Below are 16,031 nucleotides of genomic sequence, written 5' to 3'. Positions count from 1 at the left end.
CCTCCAAAAACAAACCCCGTACAGGACGGGGTTGTGATTACAGGATGCGGCTAATTAATCGGTCGATGCGGATACGGCGCAAACGGCGGATAAGTTTACGAACCTTCACCGGATAATCGGCAATGCTTTGCAGATCGCGGTAGTGCTTAACGATGGTGGTATGCTCGCGGATCAGTTCCAGTTCTTTCTCACGCTGTGGCGCAAGTTCCAGTTGCGGATCGTGAATCAAAATGGCGTTTTCCAGATCCAGACGCCAGGCGCGTGGGTTCAGGTTATTGCCGGTGATCAGCATCCACTTATCATCAACCCACATCCCTTTCAGGTGATAGGTGTTGTCGTCGTCTTTCCATAACCGAACCACTAACTGGTCAGTATTGACGTAATACTGCAAACGGCTCAGGAAACGACGCAGATTGATCTCATAGAGATAAGGCAGTGCACCGATTATCTTGAAAGGTTCATCTTCCGGAATAAAGAAGTCATTCGCAGTTTTATCGCCAACAATAATTTCGACCTTTTTCCCTTCGCGCAGTAACTGGATGATATTACGCACAAGGATTGCTGGCAGGTTGAAATATGGTGTACAAATGGTTAGTTTCTGCTCGGCACAAGGCATAAGATGGAAAATGGTCTTGTTCAACAGACTCGATTTCCCCAGACCTACCAACGGCGTTACGGAAAGCTGATCGTTGTCAGCATCGCCCTGGAAATGATAAGCGGCATCACGCAGCTCCTGGCGGAACAGACGAATATCGTTCTTGATTTCCGGGCTTTTTGGCCGATTAACATCATCCAGACGATTAACGCCGCGGCCATTCATAATATTCTGTGTAACCCATTCAAACATAATGTCTGACATCTTACGGTTACGGATCAGATGATAACGGTCGTAGCGATATTTATCGTGCTGATGCAGGTAAACATCGTTCAGGCTGGCACCGCTATAAAGTACGGTATCGTCGATGATAAAGCCTTTAAAGTGCAGGACGCCAAGGGCTTCACGGGTATTGATTGGAACGCCATAAACCGGAACATCTACGCCCGGATTTTCCTGCGCCATGCGGCAGTACCAGTCAGCGTTAGTATTAGACGCCGCAGCACCAATGCGTCCACGTTGTGCACGATGCCAGTCGACCAGCACCCGCACATCCAGTTCCGGACGCTGCCGTTTAGCCTCATACAACGCGTTCAGAATGCCTTTGCCACCGTCATCCTGTTCGAGATACAGGGCGACAATGCAAATGCGCTGCTTCGCGCTGGCTATTTTTTCCAGCAGCGTCTCCCGGAAGTCGGCGGGAGCGTAAAAGAAATCGACATCATCAACTGATTGAGAAATCTTGGGTAGTTGGGCAAGGTGTTGTTGATGTTTATTACGCTTAAATTTTGACAACATCACAGTGCATTTCTTCTCTGTTCATTGAAGGGTCCTCTGTGCAATGCAGACGACATAAGCGGGCAATAATAACACCAGTCCCGATTAAGTGGTCAACATTTCCAGTACCTTACTCATGATTCCTCGCGCTGGGCAAGATTTAGCGTAAGCCCAACGATCCCCTCTTCGAGCTGGATATCAACGTTAAACCCGAGCTTGCGGGCCAGCGCCACCATGCCACGATTGTTTGGCATCGTAATACCATTCAGACGTTGCAGTCCGTGATCTCGCGTATAGGTAATCAACTTTTCCATTAAGCGTCGACCTAAGCCTAACCCTTTGAGATCCGAGCGAACCAGCACGGCAAATTCGGCATCGATGTTATCAGGATCGGAGATCGCACGCGTGACGCCGAGGATCTCTTCCGTTTGATCAATACGTCGTACCGCTACAAACGCCATTTCCCGATCGTAGTCGATCTGCGTCATGTTGGCTAAATCTTCATGGGTAAATTCGTTGATCTCGCTAAAGTAGCGGTAATAAAGATCTTCTTTGGTGACTCGCGAAATGAATTGCTGAAGCTGTGGCTCATCTTCCGGCAAAATCGGGCGGAACAAGCAACGTTCGCCGTTTTTCAATTCTACCCATTCTTCCAGCTGATGAGGATAAGGGCGCACAGCCAGGCGACTCTCGTTATCGCCTTCAAACGGAGCGATATCCAGCGTGACATCAAGCGCGGTAAATTCATTGCCGGAAGCCAGCAAAGGATGAATATCCAGCCTCTGAATCTCCGGACAATCAACAATCAAGTTAGAAACCTGCACCAGTAACTGGCTTAATCCCGCCACATCCAGCGGGCGTAGCGCACTACGCGCACGAATCTTTTTACTTTTGATCCCCTGAATGACCAGATAACGTGCCAGGTTCATGTTCAGCGGCGGTAGTGCGACGACGGCTTGATCTTCAGGACGCCACTCCACACCGCCTTCGCCCAGCATGATCAACGGTCCGAAAACCGGATCGTGCTCAACCACTACTCGCAACTCCTGAGCGCCAGCACGGTTAGCCATACTTTGTACCAGCAGGCCGTGGATACGCGCCTGCGGCCAGGCCATTTTTACGCGATCGAAAATAGCATTTGCGGCTTGCTGGACTTCATTGGCTGTACGCAAGTAGAGCATGACGCCCTGAACTTCTGATTTATGTGGAATATCCGGCGAGCGTAATTTTAGTGCCACCGGATAACCAATCTGTTCGGCAATATGCACAGCCTCGGTGCTGTCAGTGGCAATCCAGGTGGGAAGTGTGTTCATGCCGTACGCTTGCAGGATAGGCTGAACTTCATGGGTATCGAGCGACGTTGCCCCTTCGACAATGGCCTGTTGCAACAGAAGATGCGCTTCTGCGGTATTAGAGGTCAGATTGCTGGGCAACGCCGGCGTTTCGCGTAGTTGCTTCTGATTACGCCGGTACTCCACCATATGCATAAAAGCGGTGATGGTTCCTTCCGGGGTGCGGTAGGTCGGCAGCCCGGCTTCGCTGAATAAACGTCGTGCCTCTTGCGAGGAGTGCTCGCCGCACCAGTTCGTCAGCAGAGAAACATACTTGCTGCGGGGATGATGCTTTACCGCTTCAATTAATGCATGTGCGCTTTCTGTTGCGGGAGCAGCGGCGCTGGGCGAATGAATAACCATCAGCGCATCAAAATCCTGACTGTGGAGCAGAATATCCAGCGTTTTAATATAATGCTCACTACTGGCGTCATCACGAAGATCGAGCGGGTTAGAGATTGCCACATGTTCTGGCAGTGCATCGCGCAATTTCTGGCAGGTTTCTTCACTGAGCGTAGCCAGCTTGCCATTGCGTGACCATAAGGCATCCAGCGCCAGTGCGGCAGGTGCTGCACCGTTGCTGATAATCATCAGCCGCTCTCCACGTAGCGGGCGCATATGGCTAAGGGTTTCGACTGCCGAAAACAGCTCGTGGGTATCCTGTACTCGCAACAAACCGGCGCGCTGAATAGCTGCATCCCAAGCAGGATCCATTCCTGCCGTGGTGTTCAGTAGTCGTTGCGCCGCCGGGCTACGTCCACTTTTAATCACCAGAATCGGTTTATTACGTGAGGCGCTACGTGCAGCCGAAACAAAACGTCGCGCATCACTTAATTGTTCGAGGTAGAGCAGGATTGCACTGGTTTTGCTGTCGCGCGCCAGATAATCGAGCAATTCATCAACGTCGATATCCAGGCTGTCGCCGAGAGCAATAAAGTAGGAAAAGCCCATTTCCCGCTGTTGTGCCCAGTCGAGGATGGTATTGGAGACGGCGGCAGACTGCGAAATAAACGCCAGTTTGCCGCGTTTAATCGGTACAGGCGAAAAGCTGGCATTCAGGCCTTGCCAGGGGGCCAGTAATCCCAGACTGTTTGGCCCCAGCAGACGCATGTTATGGCGCAGGGCGCAGGCGCGGAGATCTTCGTGTTGCGATACCGGGGCGGAAAGAATAATGCAGGTTTTACAGCCTTTCTCGCCGAGCTCTTCCAGAAGAGCAAGATTGCGGCTGGCATTGGTACATAAAACCGCAAGATCGGGTGTAAAGGGCAGGCTGGCAATATCCGGCCAGGCCAACACACCCAACACCGCTTTCCAGGCAGGCGTCACCGGGAGTACCGGCCCGTTAAATCCCCCCGCCAGCAGGTTACGCATCATCAGATAACCTGCGCGATTGGGTTTCATCGATGCGCCAATTACCGCAATCGATTTTGGTCGCAGTAATGCTTCCAGTCCTCGCTGACTCATATCGGTCTCCCGCAGAAGTGACCGAATGATTTTAAACGCTTTCTAACTGTTCTGCTGTGATGCTACCCAGATGTTGCGTTTTTCCTGCCAGATAGCGTGTTTTAAAGCGGGTGAAATACTCGCCTAGACCTGCCGCCGCTCCGGTATCGCCGGCCATATCTAACAGTGCGATGGCAACTTCGGCAGTGCAGTATTGGCCTTCAGCCTGGGCTTCACGCAGGCGATAGGCAGATAGCCGGGAAAGATCGACGGAAATGACGGGGAGATTATCCAGATACGGACTTTTACGAAACATCTTGCGAGCTTCCGGCCAGGTACCATCGAGCATGATAAACAGCGGTGGCTTACCAGCAGGTGGTGTAAAAATCACTTCCCGTTGTTCATTAGCATATGAGGCAGGGAAGACCACCACCGGTTGATAATCCGGGTTTTGTACCAGAGCCAGCAAATCCTGCGAGGGTTCGGTACGGGACCATTGAAACGCGACGGTATTTGGCAAGATATCGGCAATCAGACGCCCGGTGTTACTGGGCTTCATTGGCTCGGTGTCGAACATCAGCAAACAAAAGCGACTTTTAGCTTCCGCTGGAGTAATTGTCGAACAGAGACATAATTTCTCTGGCAAAAGACAGCGTTGGCAGCGACGAACGCGATTACCGCGGGCAAGAAAAGGACGTGTTGCGCGCGCAATACGCTCGGCGCGTAACTGGAGAACAGCGTTTTCGGTCATAAGAGAGCGTCGAAAAAACGCCATTGTCGCAGAGGAGAAAACGGGGCACAAGATGCACCCCGACAAGATTAAAGCGATTCGTTCAGCCAGCTATCGAAAGGTGCTTTTGGTACTGCGCCATTAAGCATGTCGACAACCTGACCGTTTTTGAAAATCATGATTGTCGGAATGCTACGAATACCAAAGCGGCTGCTTAATTCACGTTCAGCTTCGGTATTCACTTTCACAAAGCGCACTTTACCGCTACGCTCTTGCGCAACATCTTCAAAAATTGGTGCGAAATTACGGCAGGGGCCGCACCACGGCGCCCAGAAGTCGATCACCACAGGCAGATCATCTTTCAGCAATTTATCGAGCGTTTCACCGGTCGCATTAATCACCTCTCCGTCAAACAAGTCGTGACCGCAGCGTCCGCATTTTGCCGCATCTTCGATCCGATCGTCGGGAATGCGATTGATGGCCTGACAATGGGTACAAACGGTATTCATAACTAACCTCGGGATGAGTAAGGAGACTTATCGGCAACGACGCCGGTATGTTTCTAATATGTTACATATTATCGGGGACATTGTTCCAGACAACAATCTGTTTTATTCAATAGGTATGATAGTCGCAGGCTTTGGTACGAAATCATGGCGAACCGCGCGCACTTCGGGTAATCTGCGCGCTTCGCGCAGCGCTGGTGGAGAAAAGCATGAACGATGAGATGAAAGGTAAAAGCGGCAAGGTCAAAGTGATGTATGTCCGCAGTGATGATGATTCTGATAAACGTACCCATAACCCGCGTACCGGGAAAGGGGGCGGGCGTCCAGGAAAATCTCGTGCCGACGGTGGCCGTCGCCCCGCCCGCGATGACAAACAAAGTCAGCCCCGTGACCGCAAGTGGGAAGAGTCTCCGTGGCGCACGGTTTCCCGCGCGCCGGGTGATGAGACGCCGGAAAAGGCCGATCACGGTGGCATCAGTGGTAAAAGTTTTATTGATCCGGAAGTGTTGCGTCGTCAGCGTGCGGAAGAAACCCGCGTCTACGGCGAAAACGCCTGTCAGGCACTGTTCCAGAGCCGCCCCGAAGCGATTGTTCGCGCCTGGTTTATTCAGAGCGTAACGCCACGTTTTAAAGAAGCATTGCGCTGGATGGCGGCAAACCGCAAAGCGTATCATGTGGTGGATGAAGCGGAACTGACCAAAGCGTCAGGCACGGAACATCACGGCGGCGTTTGCTTCCTGATCAAAAAGCGTAACGGTACAACCGTGCAGCAGTGGGTAAGTCAGGCAGGTGCGCAGGATTGTGTACTGGCACTGGAAAACGAATCTAACCCGCATAACCTGGGTGGCATGATGCGCAGTTGCGCGCACTTCGGCGTGAAAGGCGTTGTGGTGCAGGATGCGGCGTTGCTGGAATCCGGTGCGGCTATCCGTACCGCAGAAGGCGGTGCAGAGCATGTTCAGCCGATTACTGGCGACAACATTGTTAACGTGCTGGATGACTTCCGCCAGGCGGGTTACACCGTAGTGACCACCTCCAGCGAGCAGGGTAAACCGCTGTTCAAAACCAGTCTGCCAGAGAAAATGGTGCTAGTGCTGGGTCAGGAATATGAAGGGTTACCGGATGCCGCACGCGATCCGAACGATTTGCGCGTGAAGATTGACGGAACTGGCAATGTTGCCGGGCTGAATATCTCTGTTGCAACCGGCGTTTTGCTTGGCGAATGGTGGCGTCAGAACAAAGCCTGATAAATCAGCCGGGTGGCAATTCTGCCATCCGGCGTTTTCCCTTAAATTTACTCACTCTCTGCCGGTAATACTGGCATCCAGTCAATCGGTTTCTCGCCACGTTGTTCCAGCCACTGATTTGCCAGCACAAAATGATTGCAGCCAAAGAATCCACGATGTGCAGAAAGCGGCGATGGATGCGGCGCTTTCAGTACGTGGTGGCGTTGCTTATCTATAATCGCCCCTTTCTTTTGCGCATGTGATCCCCACAACAAAAACACCACGCCTTCGCGGTGCTGGTTAATCAGGCTGATGACTTTGTCGGTGAAGGTCTCCCAACCGAGGCTGGCGTGGGAATGCGCCTGACCTGCGCGAACCGTCAAGACGGTATTGAGCAGCAAAACGCCCTGACGCGCCCAGCTCTCAAGATAGCCATGATCAGGGCGGGTAAAGCCGGGAATGGTATTTTCCAACTCTTTATACATATTCAGTAATGACGGAGGAATGGCGATTCCGGGACGAACAGAAAATGCCAGACCATGCGCTTGCCCGGGGCCATGATAGGGGTCCTGACCGAGGATCACGACTTTGACATCGCCCAACTCGGTAAAGCGAAAGGCGTTAAAGACATCTTTTTGTGGTGGATAGATAGTGATGCCGGACTGCCGCTCGCTGGCGACGGTTTGAAGGGTATTAAGGAAATAGGGTTGTTGCTTCTCTTCAGCCAGCACGTCATGCCAGGTTAATTCGTTAGCCATCTCGCTCTCCTGCGAATTTTCAATCCGCCTAGCTTAACTGCTTCTTTCTACAGAACAAAACCAAGCTCATTTTTTAGACTTTAATGAGTGCAAAAAAATGTAAATTGGTAAAATTTCACACCCGTATAAGTTGATGTAAAACAATAAAATCCATTTGCGACCACACTTGATGCGTGGTTTTTATTGATTTAAATCAATGAATCAAGGGTGTTTGAGGAGTATATATACACTCAAGCAACAATGGTTTTACCAATTGGCCGCGACAGGCTAAACAAATCAAATAATTTTGCCGGGGAGGCATCACATGATTACAGGTATCCAGATTACTAAAGCTGCTAATGACGATCTGCTGAACTCTTTCTGGCTGCTGGACAGCGAAAAAGGCGAAGCGCGTTGCATCGTTGCGAAAGCAGGTTTTGCAGAAGACGAAGTGGTTGCAGTAAGCAAACTGGGTGACATTGAATACCGTGAAGTTCCAGTAGAAGTTAAACCAGAAGTTCGCGTTGAAGGTGGTCAGCACCTGAACGTAAACGTTCTGCGTCGTGAAACTCTGGAAGATGCAGTTAAGCATCCGGAAAAATATCCGCAGCTGACCATCCGTGTATCCGGTTATGCAGTTCGCTTTAACTCTCTGACTCCGGAACAGCAGCGCGATGTTATCGCTCGTACCTTTACTGAAAGCCTGTAAGGTTTAAGTAGCAAGTTACTAAGCGGAAGAGGGCGACCTCTTCCGCTTTTTTTCATTAACAGAAAATGCGCACCGCGCAATAGACCAGCAACAACGCCAGCACGATATTTAACTGGCGACCATACTGGCGAAACAATCGCTGAAACAGATGCCCCGCCAGCGCCCAGCACACATTGCCAAAGGTCCCAATCATTGCCAGCAAAACGCTGACGCCAATCACCCAGCTTAACGCCTGCGTTTGTGGCAGGACAAATGTCGACAGTGCTGTAATGCCGTACAAAATAATTTTGACGTTCACAAACTGCAAAGCAAAGCTGGCCCAGAAGCTGATCGGTTTGGCCTGAAGTCCGTCTTCCTTGGTTGGACTGGTAGCGATTTTCCACGCCAGCCAGACAATATATGCCGCTCCTGCCCAACTCAAAAGGTGCACCGCTGCCGGGTCAATAACAGCCAGTGAAAATGAAATTCCTGCACACAGTAACATCACAATCAAAAATCCCAGACTCATCCCTGCCAGCACGTGGGTACTCCGACGAAATCCATGCGACGTGGCAGAGCTAAGAGCGAGTATATTGTTTGGTCCTGGCGTCAGGGCGGTAATCAGGGTGTAGGTCCAAAAAGCACTTAAAAGGGTCGGTGTCACTTGTTATCTCCTCTGTTTTGGTAGACAGTACCCGACACAAAACATTTAAAAAAATGAATGTTTTAACATTCTAAATTCGATATTTTCGATAGGTTTGGGGTTATGGATCTGCGCCGTTTTATTACGCTTAAAACCGTGGTGGAAGAGGGTTCCTTTTTGCGAGCTTCGCAAAAATTGTGCTGCACACAATCGACGGTGACTTTTCATATTCAGCAGCTTGAACAGGAGTTCTCAGTACAATTGTTTGAGAAAATTGGTCGACGCATGTAGACTGGCCCCCTGAATCTCCAGACAACCAGTATCACTTAAATAAGTGATAGTCTTAATACTAGTTTTTAGACTAGTCATTGGAGAACAGATGATTGATGTCTTAGGGCCGGAGAAACGCAGACGGCGTACCACACAGGAAAAGATCGCAATTGTTCAGCAGAGCTTTGAACCGGGGATGACGGTCTCCCTCGTTGCCCGGCAACATGGTGTAGCAGCCAGCCAGTTATTTCTCTGGCGTAAGCAATACCAGGAAGGAAGTCTTACTGCTGTCGCCGCCGGAGAACAGGTTGTTCCTGCCTCTGAACTTGCTGCCGCCATGAAGCAGATTAAAGAACTCCAGCGCCTGCTCGGCAAGAAAACGATGGAAAATGAACTCCTCAAAGAAGCCGTTGAATATGGACGGGCAAAAAAGTGGATAGCGCACGCGCCCTTATTGCCCGGGGATGGGGAGTAAGCTTAGTCAGCCGTTGTCTCCGGGTGTCGCGTGCGCAGTTGCACGTCATTCTCAGACGAACCGATGACTGGATGGATGGCCGCCGCAGTCGTCACACTGATGATACGGATGTGCTTCTCCGTATACACCATGTTATCGGAGAGCTGCCCACGTATGGTTATCGTCGGGTATGGGCGCTGCTTCGCAGACAGGCAGAACTTGATGGTATGCCTGCGATCAATGCCAAACGTGTTTACCGGATCATGCGCCAGAATGCGCTGTTGCTTGAGCGAAAACCTGCTGTACCGCCATCGAAACGGGCACATACAGGCAGAGTGGCCGTGAAAGAAAGCAATCAGCGATGGTGCTCTGACGGGTTCGAGTTCTGCTGTGATAACGGAGAGAGACTGCGTGTCACGTTCGCGCTGGACTGCTGTGATCGTGAGGCACTGCACTGGGCGGTGACTACTGGCGGCTTCAACAGTGAAACAGTACAGGACGTCATGCTGGGAGCGGTGGAACGCCGCTTCGGCAACGATCTTCCGTCGTCTCCAGTGGAGTGGCTGACGGATAATGGTTCATGCTACCGGGCTAATGAAACACGCCAGTTCGCCCGGATGTTGGGACTTGAACCGAAGAACACGGCGGTGCGGAGTCCGGAGAGTAACGGAATAGCAGAGAGCTTCGTGAAAACGATAAAGCGTGACTACATCAGTATCATGCCCAAACCAGACGGGTTAACGGCAGCAAAGAACCTTGCAGAGGCGTTCGAGCATTATAACGAATGGCATCCGCATAGTGCGCTGGGTTATCGCTCGCCACGGGAATATCTGCGGCAGCGGGCTTGTAATGGGTTAAGTGATAACAGATGTCTGGAAATATAGGGGCAAATCCAGCATGTGCCTCACTCGCGAAGGCAAAAAGTTGCTGCCGCACATCTATGAACTCACCAGAGTGATGGATACGCTTCGTGAGGCTGCCAAAAAAGAGTCTGATCCGGACGGAGAACTGCGCGTTGTTTCAGGCGAAACGCTGCTCTCTTACCGAATGCCGCAGGTGTTGCAGCGTTTTCGGCAACGTGCACCAAAAGTGCGTTTATCACTGCAGTCGCTGAACTGTTACGTGATCCGTGATGCTCTACTGAATGATGAGGCCGACGTCGGTGTTTTTTATCGCGTAGGAAATGATGATGCTCTGAATCGACGAGAATTGGGTGAACAATCGCTGGTGCTGGTGGCTTCACCGCAAATTGCAGATGTCGATTTTACCCAGCCGGGAAGACATAACGCCTGTAGTTTTATTATCAACGAACCGCAATGTGTCTTCCGGCAGATATTTGAGAGCACGCTGCGCCAGCGGCGGATCACGGTGGAAAATACCATTGAGCTTATAAGTATCGAAAGCATAAAGCGTTGTGTCGCGGCGAATATCGGAGTTAGCTATCTGCCGCGTTTTGCGGTGGCAAAAGAGTTGGAGTGCGGAGAATTAATCGAATTGCCTTTTGGCGAACAGTCGCAGACCATTACGGCAATGTGCGCACACCATGCCGGGAAAGCGGTTAGCCCGGCGATGCACACTTTTATTCAGTGTGTTGAAGAGTGTTTTTTGCCGGGATAAAAATAATGCCGGGCTTAAACCCGGCACCCAACTTGTCGACGAAGTGCGTTTTGTTCATGCCGGATGCGGCGTGAACGCCTTATCCGGCCTACAAGATCGTGCAAATTCAATATATTGCATGAGCCATGTAGGCCTGATAAGCGTAGCGCATCAGGCAGTTTTGCGTTTGCCAGCACTTTTAATTCCGGGCTTAAACCCGGAATTAAGATCACTCTTCTGTCGTTTGCGGTGGTACGCCTGTTCCGCTTGGTTTGCGTCGCTTACCAATATTTTTGGTATCGCGATGGCGTTTTTTCACCCGTGGCTTCTCTTTCTCTTTAGCCTTTTTCTTCTCGGCGCGTTTTGCCAGTACTTTCTTCGATGGCTTGCCGGTCTGCTTCTCGCTTGGCGCACGCGTTTTCGGGCGTAACTCATCAATTACGCGAGCTTTAATTGGCTCTTCAATATAACGGCCTACTTTGCCCAGCAGCAGATGGTCATGAGCTTCAACCAGTGAAATCGCGGTTCCCTTACGACCAGCGCGAGCAGTACGTCCGATACGGTGTAAATAAGTATCGCCACTGCGTGGCATATCGAAGTTAAAGACATGGCTGACATCCGGAATGTCGATACCGCGCGCGGCAACATCAGTGGCAACCAGTACGTTAACGCGACCTTCGGTCAGACGCTTGATCGCTTCGTTACGCTTGCCTTGTACCATCTCACCTTCGAGATAGCAGTTGTTGATGCCCGCTTCGCGCAGCCAGTTTGCCAACTCATGCACACGCTCACGCTTACGCACAAATACAATTGAGCGGGTCGCTTCCGGTTGTTTTAACAGATGCACCAGTAATGCGGTTTTATGTTCCAGGTCATCAGCGCGGTAATACCACTGATGAATCTTTTTGCGCTCACGGGTGGATGGATTCGCAGAAACTTCCACCGGATCTTCAAGCAGACGCTCGGCAAAATCCTGAATGGCATCGCCTTCAAGCGTTGCCGAGAAGAGCAGAGTCTGTTTACGCCAGCGCGTTTCGCCCGCAATATGTTCGATATCCTGAGCAAAACCCATATCCAGCATTCGGTCTGCTTCGTCGAGGATCAGCGTTTCAACCGCGCGGCAATCGAAGTTCTCTTCTTTTATGTATTGCAGCAGACGTCCGGTCGTGGCAACCACGATATCCTGGTTTTCGCTGAATACTTCCGCGTGGTTCATATAGGCTACGCCGCCGGTGATGGTGGCGATATCCAGATGCGTATGTTTCGCCAGTTCGCGGGCATGATCGGCCACCTGCATCGCCAATTCGCGAGTCGGGGTGAGGATCAAAATACGCGGCGGACCGGATTTCTTACGGGGAAAATCGAGCAGGTGCTGCAACGCTGGCAGCAGATACGCCGCCGTTTTACCGGTGCCTGTCGGCGCAGAACCGAGTACATCACGGCCATCGAGCGCAGGCGGAATGGCGGCAGCCTGAATGGCGGTCGGGCGAGTGAAACCTTTATCCTGGAGGGCTTCCAGCAGGCTTTCGTCGAGTTCAAGTTCGGAAAAAGTCGTTACAGTCATGTTCTACCTCTGTGTGGGGCGCTGATTATAGACGTTACGGCTGCAATCTTCATCTGTTTGTATGGATATCGCTTCTCGGGTATTGTTCTCACCCGGTGCTATCGCCGTTTTTCCTGCAAGGTTTTATTTTCATGTCACAGTCTACATCCGTGCTTCGTCGTAATGGATTTACTTTTAAACAGTTTTTTGTTGCTCACGATCGCTGTGCGATGAAAGTGGGAACGGATGGCATTTTGCTGGGCGCATGGGCACCGGTGGCTGGGGTAAAACGTTGCCTTGATATCGGCGCGGGTAGCGGGTTGCTGGCATTAATGCTGGCGCAGCGAACCGATGACAGCGTGATGATTGATGCCGTTGAACTGGAAGGTGAAGCTGCGACTCAGGCGCAGGAAAATATCAACCAGTCCCCTTGGGCAGAGCGGATTAATATCTATCCGGCGGATATTCAGCAGTGGATCACCCAGCAGACAGCACGCTTTGATTTAATCATCAGTAACCCGCCTTATTATCAGCAGGGCGTTGAGTGCGCTACGCCGCAGAGGGAACAGGCACGCTATACCACTACGCTTGATCATCAATCGTTGCTAACCTGCGCGGCGGAGTGCATTACTGAAGAGGGATTTTTTTGCGTGGTGTTGCCAGAGCAGATTGGTAATGGTTTTACTGAACTGGCATTAAGAATGGGCTGGCATTTACGTTTACGGACGGATGTGGCGGAAAACGAAACGCGACAGCCGCATCGGGTGCTGCTGGCATTCTCCCCACAGGCGGGAGAATGCTATAGCGATCGCTTAGTGATTCGTGGGCCAGACCAGAGCTATTCCGAAGCGTACACTGCGCTGACCCAGGCTTTTTATTTGTTTATGTAAAGGTTGTCGGGGGAAAGGATCGATGGGCCAGAGTGAGTGAGCAACTCCGGGTAATCCAGCGTGAAATGCAGCCCCCGGCTCTCCTTGCGCACCATCGCACAGCGAACAATCAACTCGGCAACCTGTACCAGATTACGCAGCTCCAGCAAATTATTTGATACGCGGAAATGGGCGTAATATTCGTCTATTTCCTGCTGAAGCATATTGATCCGCCGCAGGGCGCGTTCCAGACGTTTCGTTGTGCGCACAATGCCGACGTAATCCCACATAAACAGACGTAGCTCGTGCCAGTTATGTTGAATCACCACCAGTTCGTCAGGGTTCTCAACACGGCTTTCATCCCACGGCGGTAACGTACTGACGTCGTGGGCATAAGGCATACGCCTGGTAATATCCTCCGCCGCCGACCAGCCGTAAACCAGACACTCCAGTAATGAATTTGAGGCCATGCGGTTAGCGCCGTGTAAGCCGGTATAACTCACTTCGCCAATGGCGTACAAACCTTCGACGTCCGTACGCCCATGATCATCAACCATTACACCACCGCAGGTATAGTGTGCAGCAGGCACAATCGGCACAGGGCCTTTCGTGAGATCAATCCCCAGTCCCAATAACTTTTCATAAATCATCGGGAAATGCTGACGAATAAAATCGGCAGGCTTATGGCTGATGTCGAGATACATACAATCCGCACCGAGGCGTTTCATTTCATGATCAATAGCGCGGGCGACAATATCGCGCGGGGCCAGTTCGCCGCGCTCATCGAAATCGGGCATAAAACGCGTGCCATCCGGGCGCTTGAGATAAGCACCTTCGCCGCGCAGTGCTTCCGTTAACAGGAAATTTCGTGCCTGTGGGTGATAGAGCGCGGTAGGGTGAAACTGATTAAATTCGAGATTGGCGACCCGGCAGCCCGCGCGCCACGCCATAGCAATGCCATCGCCAGAAGAAATATCCGGATTGGTGGTGTACTGATAAACCTTCGACGCACCGCCGGTTGCCAGCACAACCGCTTTTGCGTGGCAGGTTTCAACCGTTTCTTTATTTCGGTTCCATACCCACGCGCCTACAACTCGTCGCGTGCCCGGCAGGCCAATTTTGTCAGAGACAATCAGATCAACCGCGTTGCTGCGCTCCAGCACGCGAATATTCGGATGGTTCTGCGCCTTGCTCACTAGGGTGGTTTCTACTTCTTTACCGGTGGCGTCCGCAGCATGAAGAATTCGTCGGTGACTATGTCCACCTTCACGGGTCAAATGGTAACTTTCTTCGCCATTCGATTGAACGTGGGTATCAAACAACACCCCCTGGTCGATTAACCATTGCACACAGGAACGCGCATTGCTGGCGACAAATTCAACTGCATGGCGATCACAAATACCAGCACCGGCTATCATTGTGTCTTCCACATGCGAATCAATGCTGTCAGTTTCATCAAACACGGCGGCAATTCCGCCCTGGGCATAAAATGTTGAACCTTCCGTGACTGGGCCTTTACTTAGAACGATGACATGATGCCGATCAGCCAGACGTAGCGCCAGTGAAAGCCCGGCAGCGCCGCTACCGATAATCAACACGTCACATGAATGTTCAGGGAGAGTATTCATTTTCTTTGTTTAATTTACTAAACACGGTTTGGTCAGCATAGCATCATGTTGTGCGATTAAACACCTGCTATTTTAATTTTTGTTACAGAGGCTAAACAGACCGAATCACGGCGACGAGAAAACGAGAAGTTACTGGCTGGCGAAGGATTAGGTGGTGAAATAAAAAGGCCGTTGGGTTACTCTTCAGGCAGTTAAATGGGCATTTCTACACAGATAATGCGATGTTCAGATTCTGTAGACTTATAATGATAGATAATGATCCGTCTACAGCATGACAAACAAAAACAGATGCGTTACGGAACTTTACAAAAACGAGACACTCTAACCCTTTGCTTGCTCAAATTGCAGCTAATGGAGTGGCGTTTCGATAGCGCGTGGAAATTTGGTTTGGGGAGACTTTACCTCGGATGAGCGAGCAGTTAACGGACCAGGTCCTGGTTGAACGGGTCCAGAAGGGAGATCAGAAAGCCTTTAACTTACTGGTAGTGCGCTATCAGCATAAAGTGGCGAGTCTGGTTTCCCGCTATGTGCCGTCGGGTGATGTTCCCGATGTGGTACAAGAAGCTTTTATTAAAGCCTATCGTGCGCTGGATTCGTTCCGGGGAGATAGCGCTTTTTATACATGGCTGTATCGGATTGCTGTAAATACAGCGAAAAATTACCTGGTTGCTCAGGGACGCCGTCCACCTTCCAGTGATGTGGATGCCATTGAAGCTGAAAACTTCGAAAGTGGCGGCGCGTTGAAAGAAATTTCGAACCCTGAGAACTTAATGTTGTCAGAAGAACTGAGACAGATAGTTTTCCGAACTATTGAGTCCCTCCCGGAAGATTTACGCATGGCAATAACCTTGCGGGAGCTGGATGGCCTGAGCTATGAAGAGATAGCCGCTATCATGGATTGTCCGGTAGGTACGGTGCGTTCACGTATCTTCCGAGCGAGGGAAGCTATTGATAACAAAGTTCAACCGCTTATCAGGCGTTGACGATAGCGGGAT

At 51.1% G+C, this 16,031-nt stretch carries 14 protein-coding genes and 2 pseudogenes; 8 read left to right on the top strand and 8 right to left on the bottom strand.

All coding sequences use genetic code 11. The annotated features are described in order from the left end of the window. Window positions 1-37: 37 nt before the first annotated feature. The 4 genes from pssA to trxC form a co-directional block, all read right to left on the bottom strand. Window positions 38-1,393 (bottom strand): CDP-diacylglycerol--serine O-phosphatidyltransferase, encoded by a 1,356-nt coding sequence (gene pssA / locus QUE74_RS16925; protein ID WP_000949270.1) that lies wholly within the window; start codon window positions 1,391-1,393, stop codon window positions 38-40. A 113-nt stretch (window positions 1,394-1,506) separates the two neighbouring features. After that, the gene (gene patZ / locus QUE74_RS16915; RefSeq protein WP_000083014.1) at window positions 1,507-4,167 is read right to left on the bottom strand and encodes a peptidyl-lysine N-acetyltransferase PatZ; all 2,661 of its coding nucleotides are present in this window, start codon (window positions 4,165-4,167) and stop codon (window positions 1,507-1,509) included. A 31-nt stretch (window positions 4,168-4,198) separates the two neighbouring features. Continuing rightward, window positions 4,199-4,897 carry a tRNA-uridine aminocarboxypropyltransferase gene (gene tapT, locus QUE74_RS16910; protein ID WP_001354828.1) on the bottom strand — a complete coding sequence of 233 codons (699 nt, stop codon included), beginning with the start codon at window positions 4,895-4,897 and terminating at the stop codon, window positions 4,199-4,201. A gap of 68 nt (window positions 4,898-4,965) precedes the next feature. Further along, a complete protein-coding gene (trxC, locus tag QUE74_RS16905) occupies window positions 4,966-5,385 on the bottom strand; it encodes a thioredoxin TrxC (protein WP_001098726.1) in 420 nt (139 codons plus the stop codon). A 206-nt stretch (window positions 5,386-5,591) separates the two neighbouring features. On the opposite strand from trxC, the gene QUE74_RS16900 reads away from it, so the two are divergent. Beyond that, on the top strand, window positions 5,592-6,629 hold the full coding sequence (locus QUE74_RS16900; RefSeq protein WP_000997419.1) for a tRNA/rRNA methyltransferase: 1,038 nt from the start codon (window positions 5,592-5,594) through the stop codon (window positions 6,627-6,629). Window positions 6,630-6,676: 47 nt separating this feature from the next. Here QUE74_RS16900 and ung read toward each other — a convergent pair whose 3' ends face one another. After that, window positions 6,677-7,366, bottom strand: a complete 690-nt coding sequence (gene ung / locus QUE74_RS16895; protein ID WP_001262701.1) for a uracil-DNA glycosylase — start codon at window positions 7,364-7,366, stop codon at window positions 6,677-6,679. A gap of 304 nt (window positions 7,367-7,670) precedes the next feature. On the opposite strand from ung, the gene grcA reads away from it, so the two are divergent. After that, window positions 7,671-8,054 carry an autonomous glycyl radical cofactor GrcA gene (gene grcA / locus QUE74_RS16890; RefSeq protein WP_000627804.1) on the top strand — a complete coding sequence of 128 codons (384 nt, stop codon included), beginning with the start codon at window positions 7,671-7,673 and terminating at the stop codon, window positions 8,052-8,054. Window positions 8,055-8,109: 55 nt separating this feature from the next. Here grcA and eamB read toward each other — a convergent pair whose 3' ends face one another. Continuing rightward, window positions 8,110-8,697, bottom strand: coding sequence for a cysteine/O-acetylserine transporter (gene eamB, locus QUE74_RS16885; RefSeq protein ID WP_001354827.1), 588 nt, complete (start codon window positions 8,695-8,697; stop codon window positions 8,110-8,112). 102 nt (window positions 8,698-8,799) lie between these two features. Between eamB and QUE74_RS16880 the strand changes: the two are divergent. From QUE74_RS16880 to QUE74_RS16870, 3 genes and pseudogenes are all read left to right on the top strand, one after another. Beyond that, window positions 8,800-8,964 (top strand): annotated as a pseudogene (locus QUE74_RS16880) (LysR family transcriptional regulator); the annotation flags it as partial. Between the two features lie 91 nt (window positions 8,965-9,055). Then, window positions 9,056-10,284 (top strand): IS3-like element IS2 family transposase gene (locus QUE74_RS16875; RefSeq protein ID WP_088895425.1). Its coding sequence is split into 2 segments (ribosomal slippage): window positions 9,056-9,371 and window positions 9,371-10,284, totalling 1,230 coding nucleotides; the frame shifts between segments, so codons are not numbered across the junction. A gap of 13 nt (window positions 10,285-10,297) precedes the next feature. Continuing rightward, window positions 10,298-11,017: pseudogene (locus QUE74_RS16870) on the top strand (substrate-binding domain-containing protein); the annotation flags it as partial. 208 nt (window positions 11,018-11,225) lie between these two features. On the opposite strand, the gene srmB reads toward QUE74_RS16870, so the two are convergent. Further along, complete coding sequence (srmB, locus tag QUE74_RS16865; RefSeq protein WP_000219193.1) at window positions 11,226-12,560, bottom strand: ATP-dependent RNA helicase SrmB; 1,335 nt, start codon at window positions 12,558-12,560, stop codon at window positions 11,226-11,228. A gap of 131 nt (window positions 12,561-12,691) precedes the next feature. On the opposite strand from srmB, the gene trmN reads away from it, so the two are divergent. Further along, window positions 12,692-13,429 (top strand): tRNA(1)(Val) (adenine(37)-N(6))-methyltransferase TrmN, encoded by a 738-nt coding sequence (gene trmN / locus QUE74_RS16860; RefSeq protein ID WP_001354825.1) that lies wholly within the window; start codon window positions 12,692-12,694, stop codon window positions 13,427-13,429. Here trmN and nadB read toward each other — a convergent pair. Further along, window positions 13,414-15,036 (bottom strand): L-aspartate oxidase, encoded by a 1,623-nt coding sequence (nadB, locus tag QUE74_RS16855; RefSeq protein WP_001094513.1) that lies wholly within the window; start codon window positions 15,034-15,036, stop codon window positions 13,414-13,416. The two genes, trmN and nadB, sit on opposite strands and share 16 nt — an antisense overlap. A gap of 255 nt (window positions 15,037-15,291) precedes the next feature. On the opposite strand from nadB, the gene rseD reads away from it, so the two are divergent. Together rseD and rpoE are read left to right on the top strand one after the other, a co-directional pair. After that, complete coding sequence (rseD, locus tag QUE74_RS16850; protein WP_001303621.1) at window positions 15,292-15,447, top strand: rpoE leader peptide RseD; 156 nt, start codon at window positions 15,292-15,294, stop codon at window positions 15,445-15,447. After that, on the top strand, window positions 15,444-16,019 hold the full coding sequence (gene rpoE / locus QUE74_RS16845; protein WP_001295364.1) for an RNA polymerase sigma factor RpoE: 576 nt from the start codon (window positions 15,444-15,446) through the stop codon (window positions 16,017-16,019). Before rseD ends, rpoE begins: the two co-directional genes overlap by 4 nt. Window positions 16,020-16,031 lie beyond the last annotated feature (12 nt).

Source organism: Escherichia sp. 10290 (genome assembly GCF_030295155.1).
In the GTDB taxonomy this organism is placed as follows: domain Bacteria; phylum Pseudomonadota; class Gammaproteobacteria; order Enterobacterales; family Enterobacteriaceae; genus Escherichia; species Escherichia coli_F.
The sequence above is the reverse complement of the archived record's forward strand: the minus strand, read 5'-3'. Positions and strand labels throughout refer to the sequence as shown.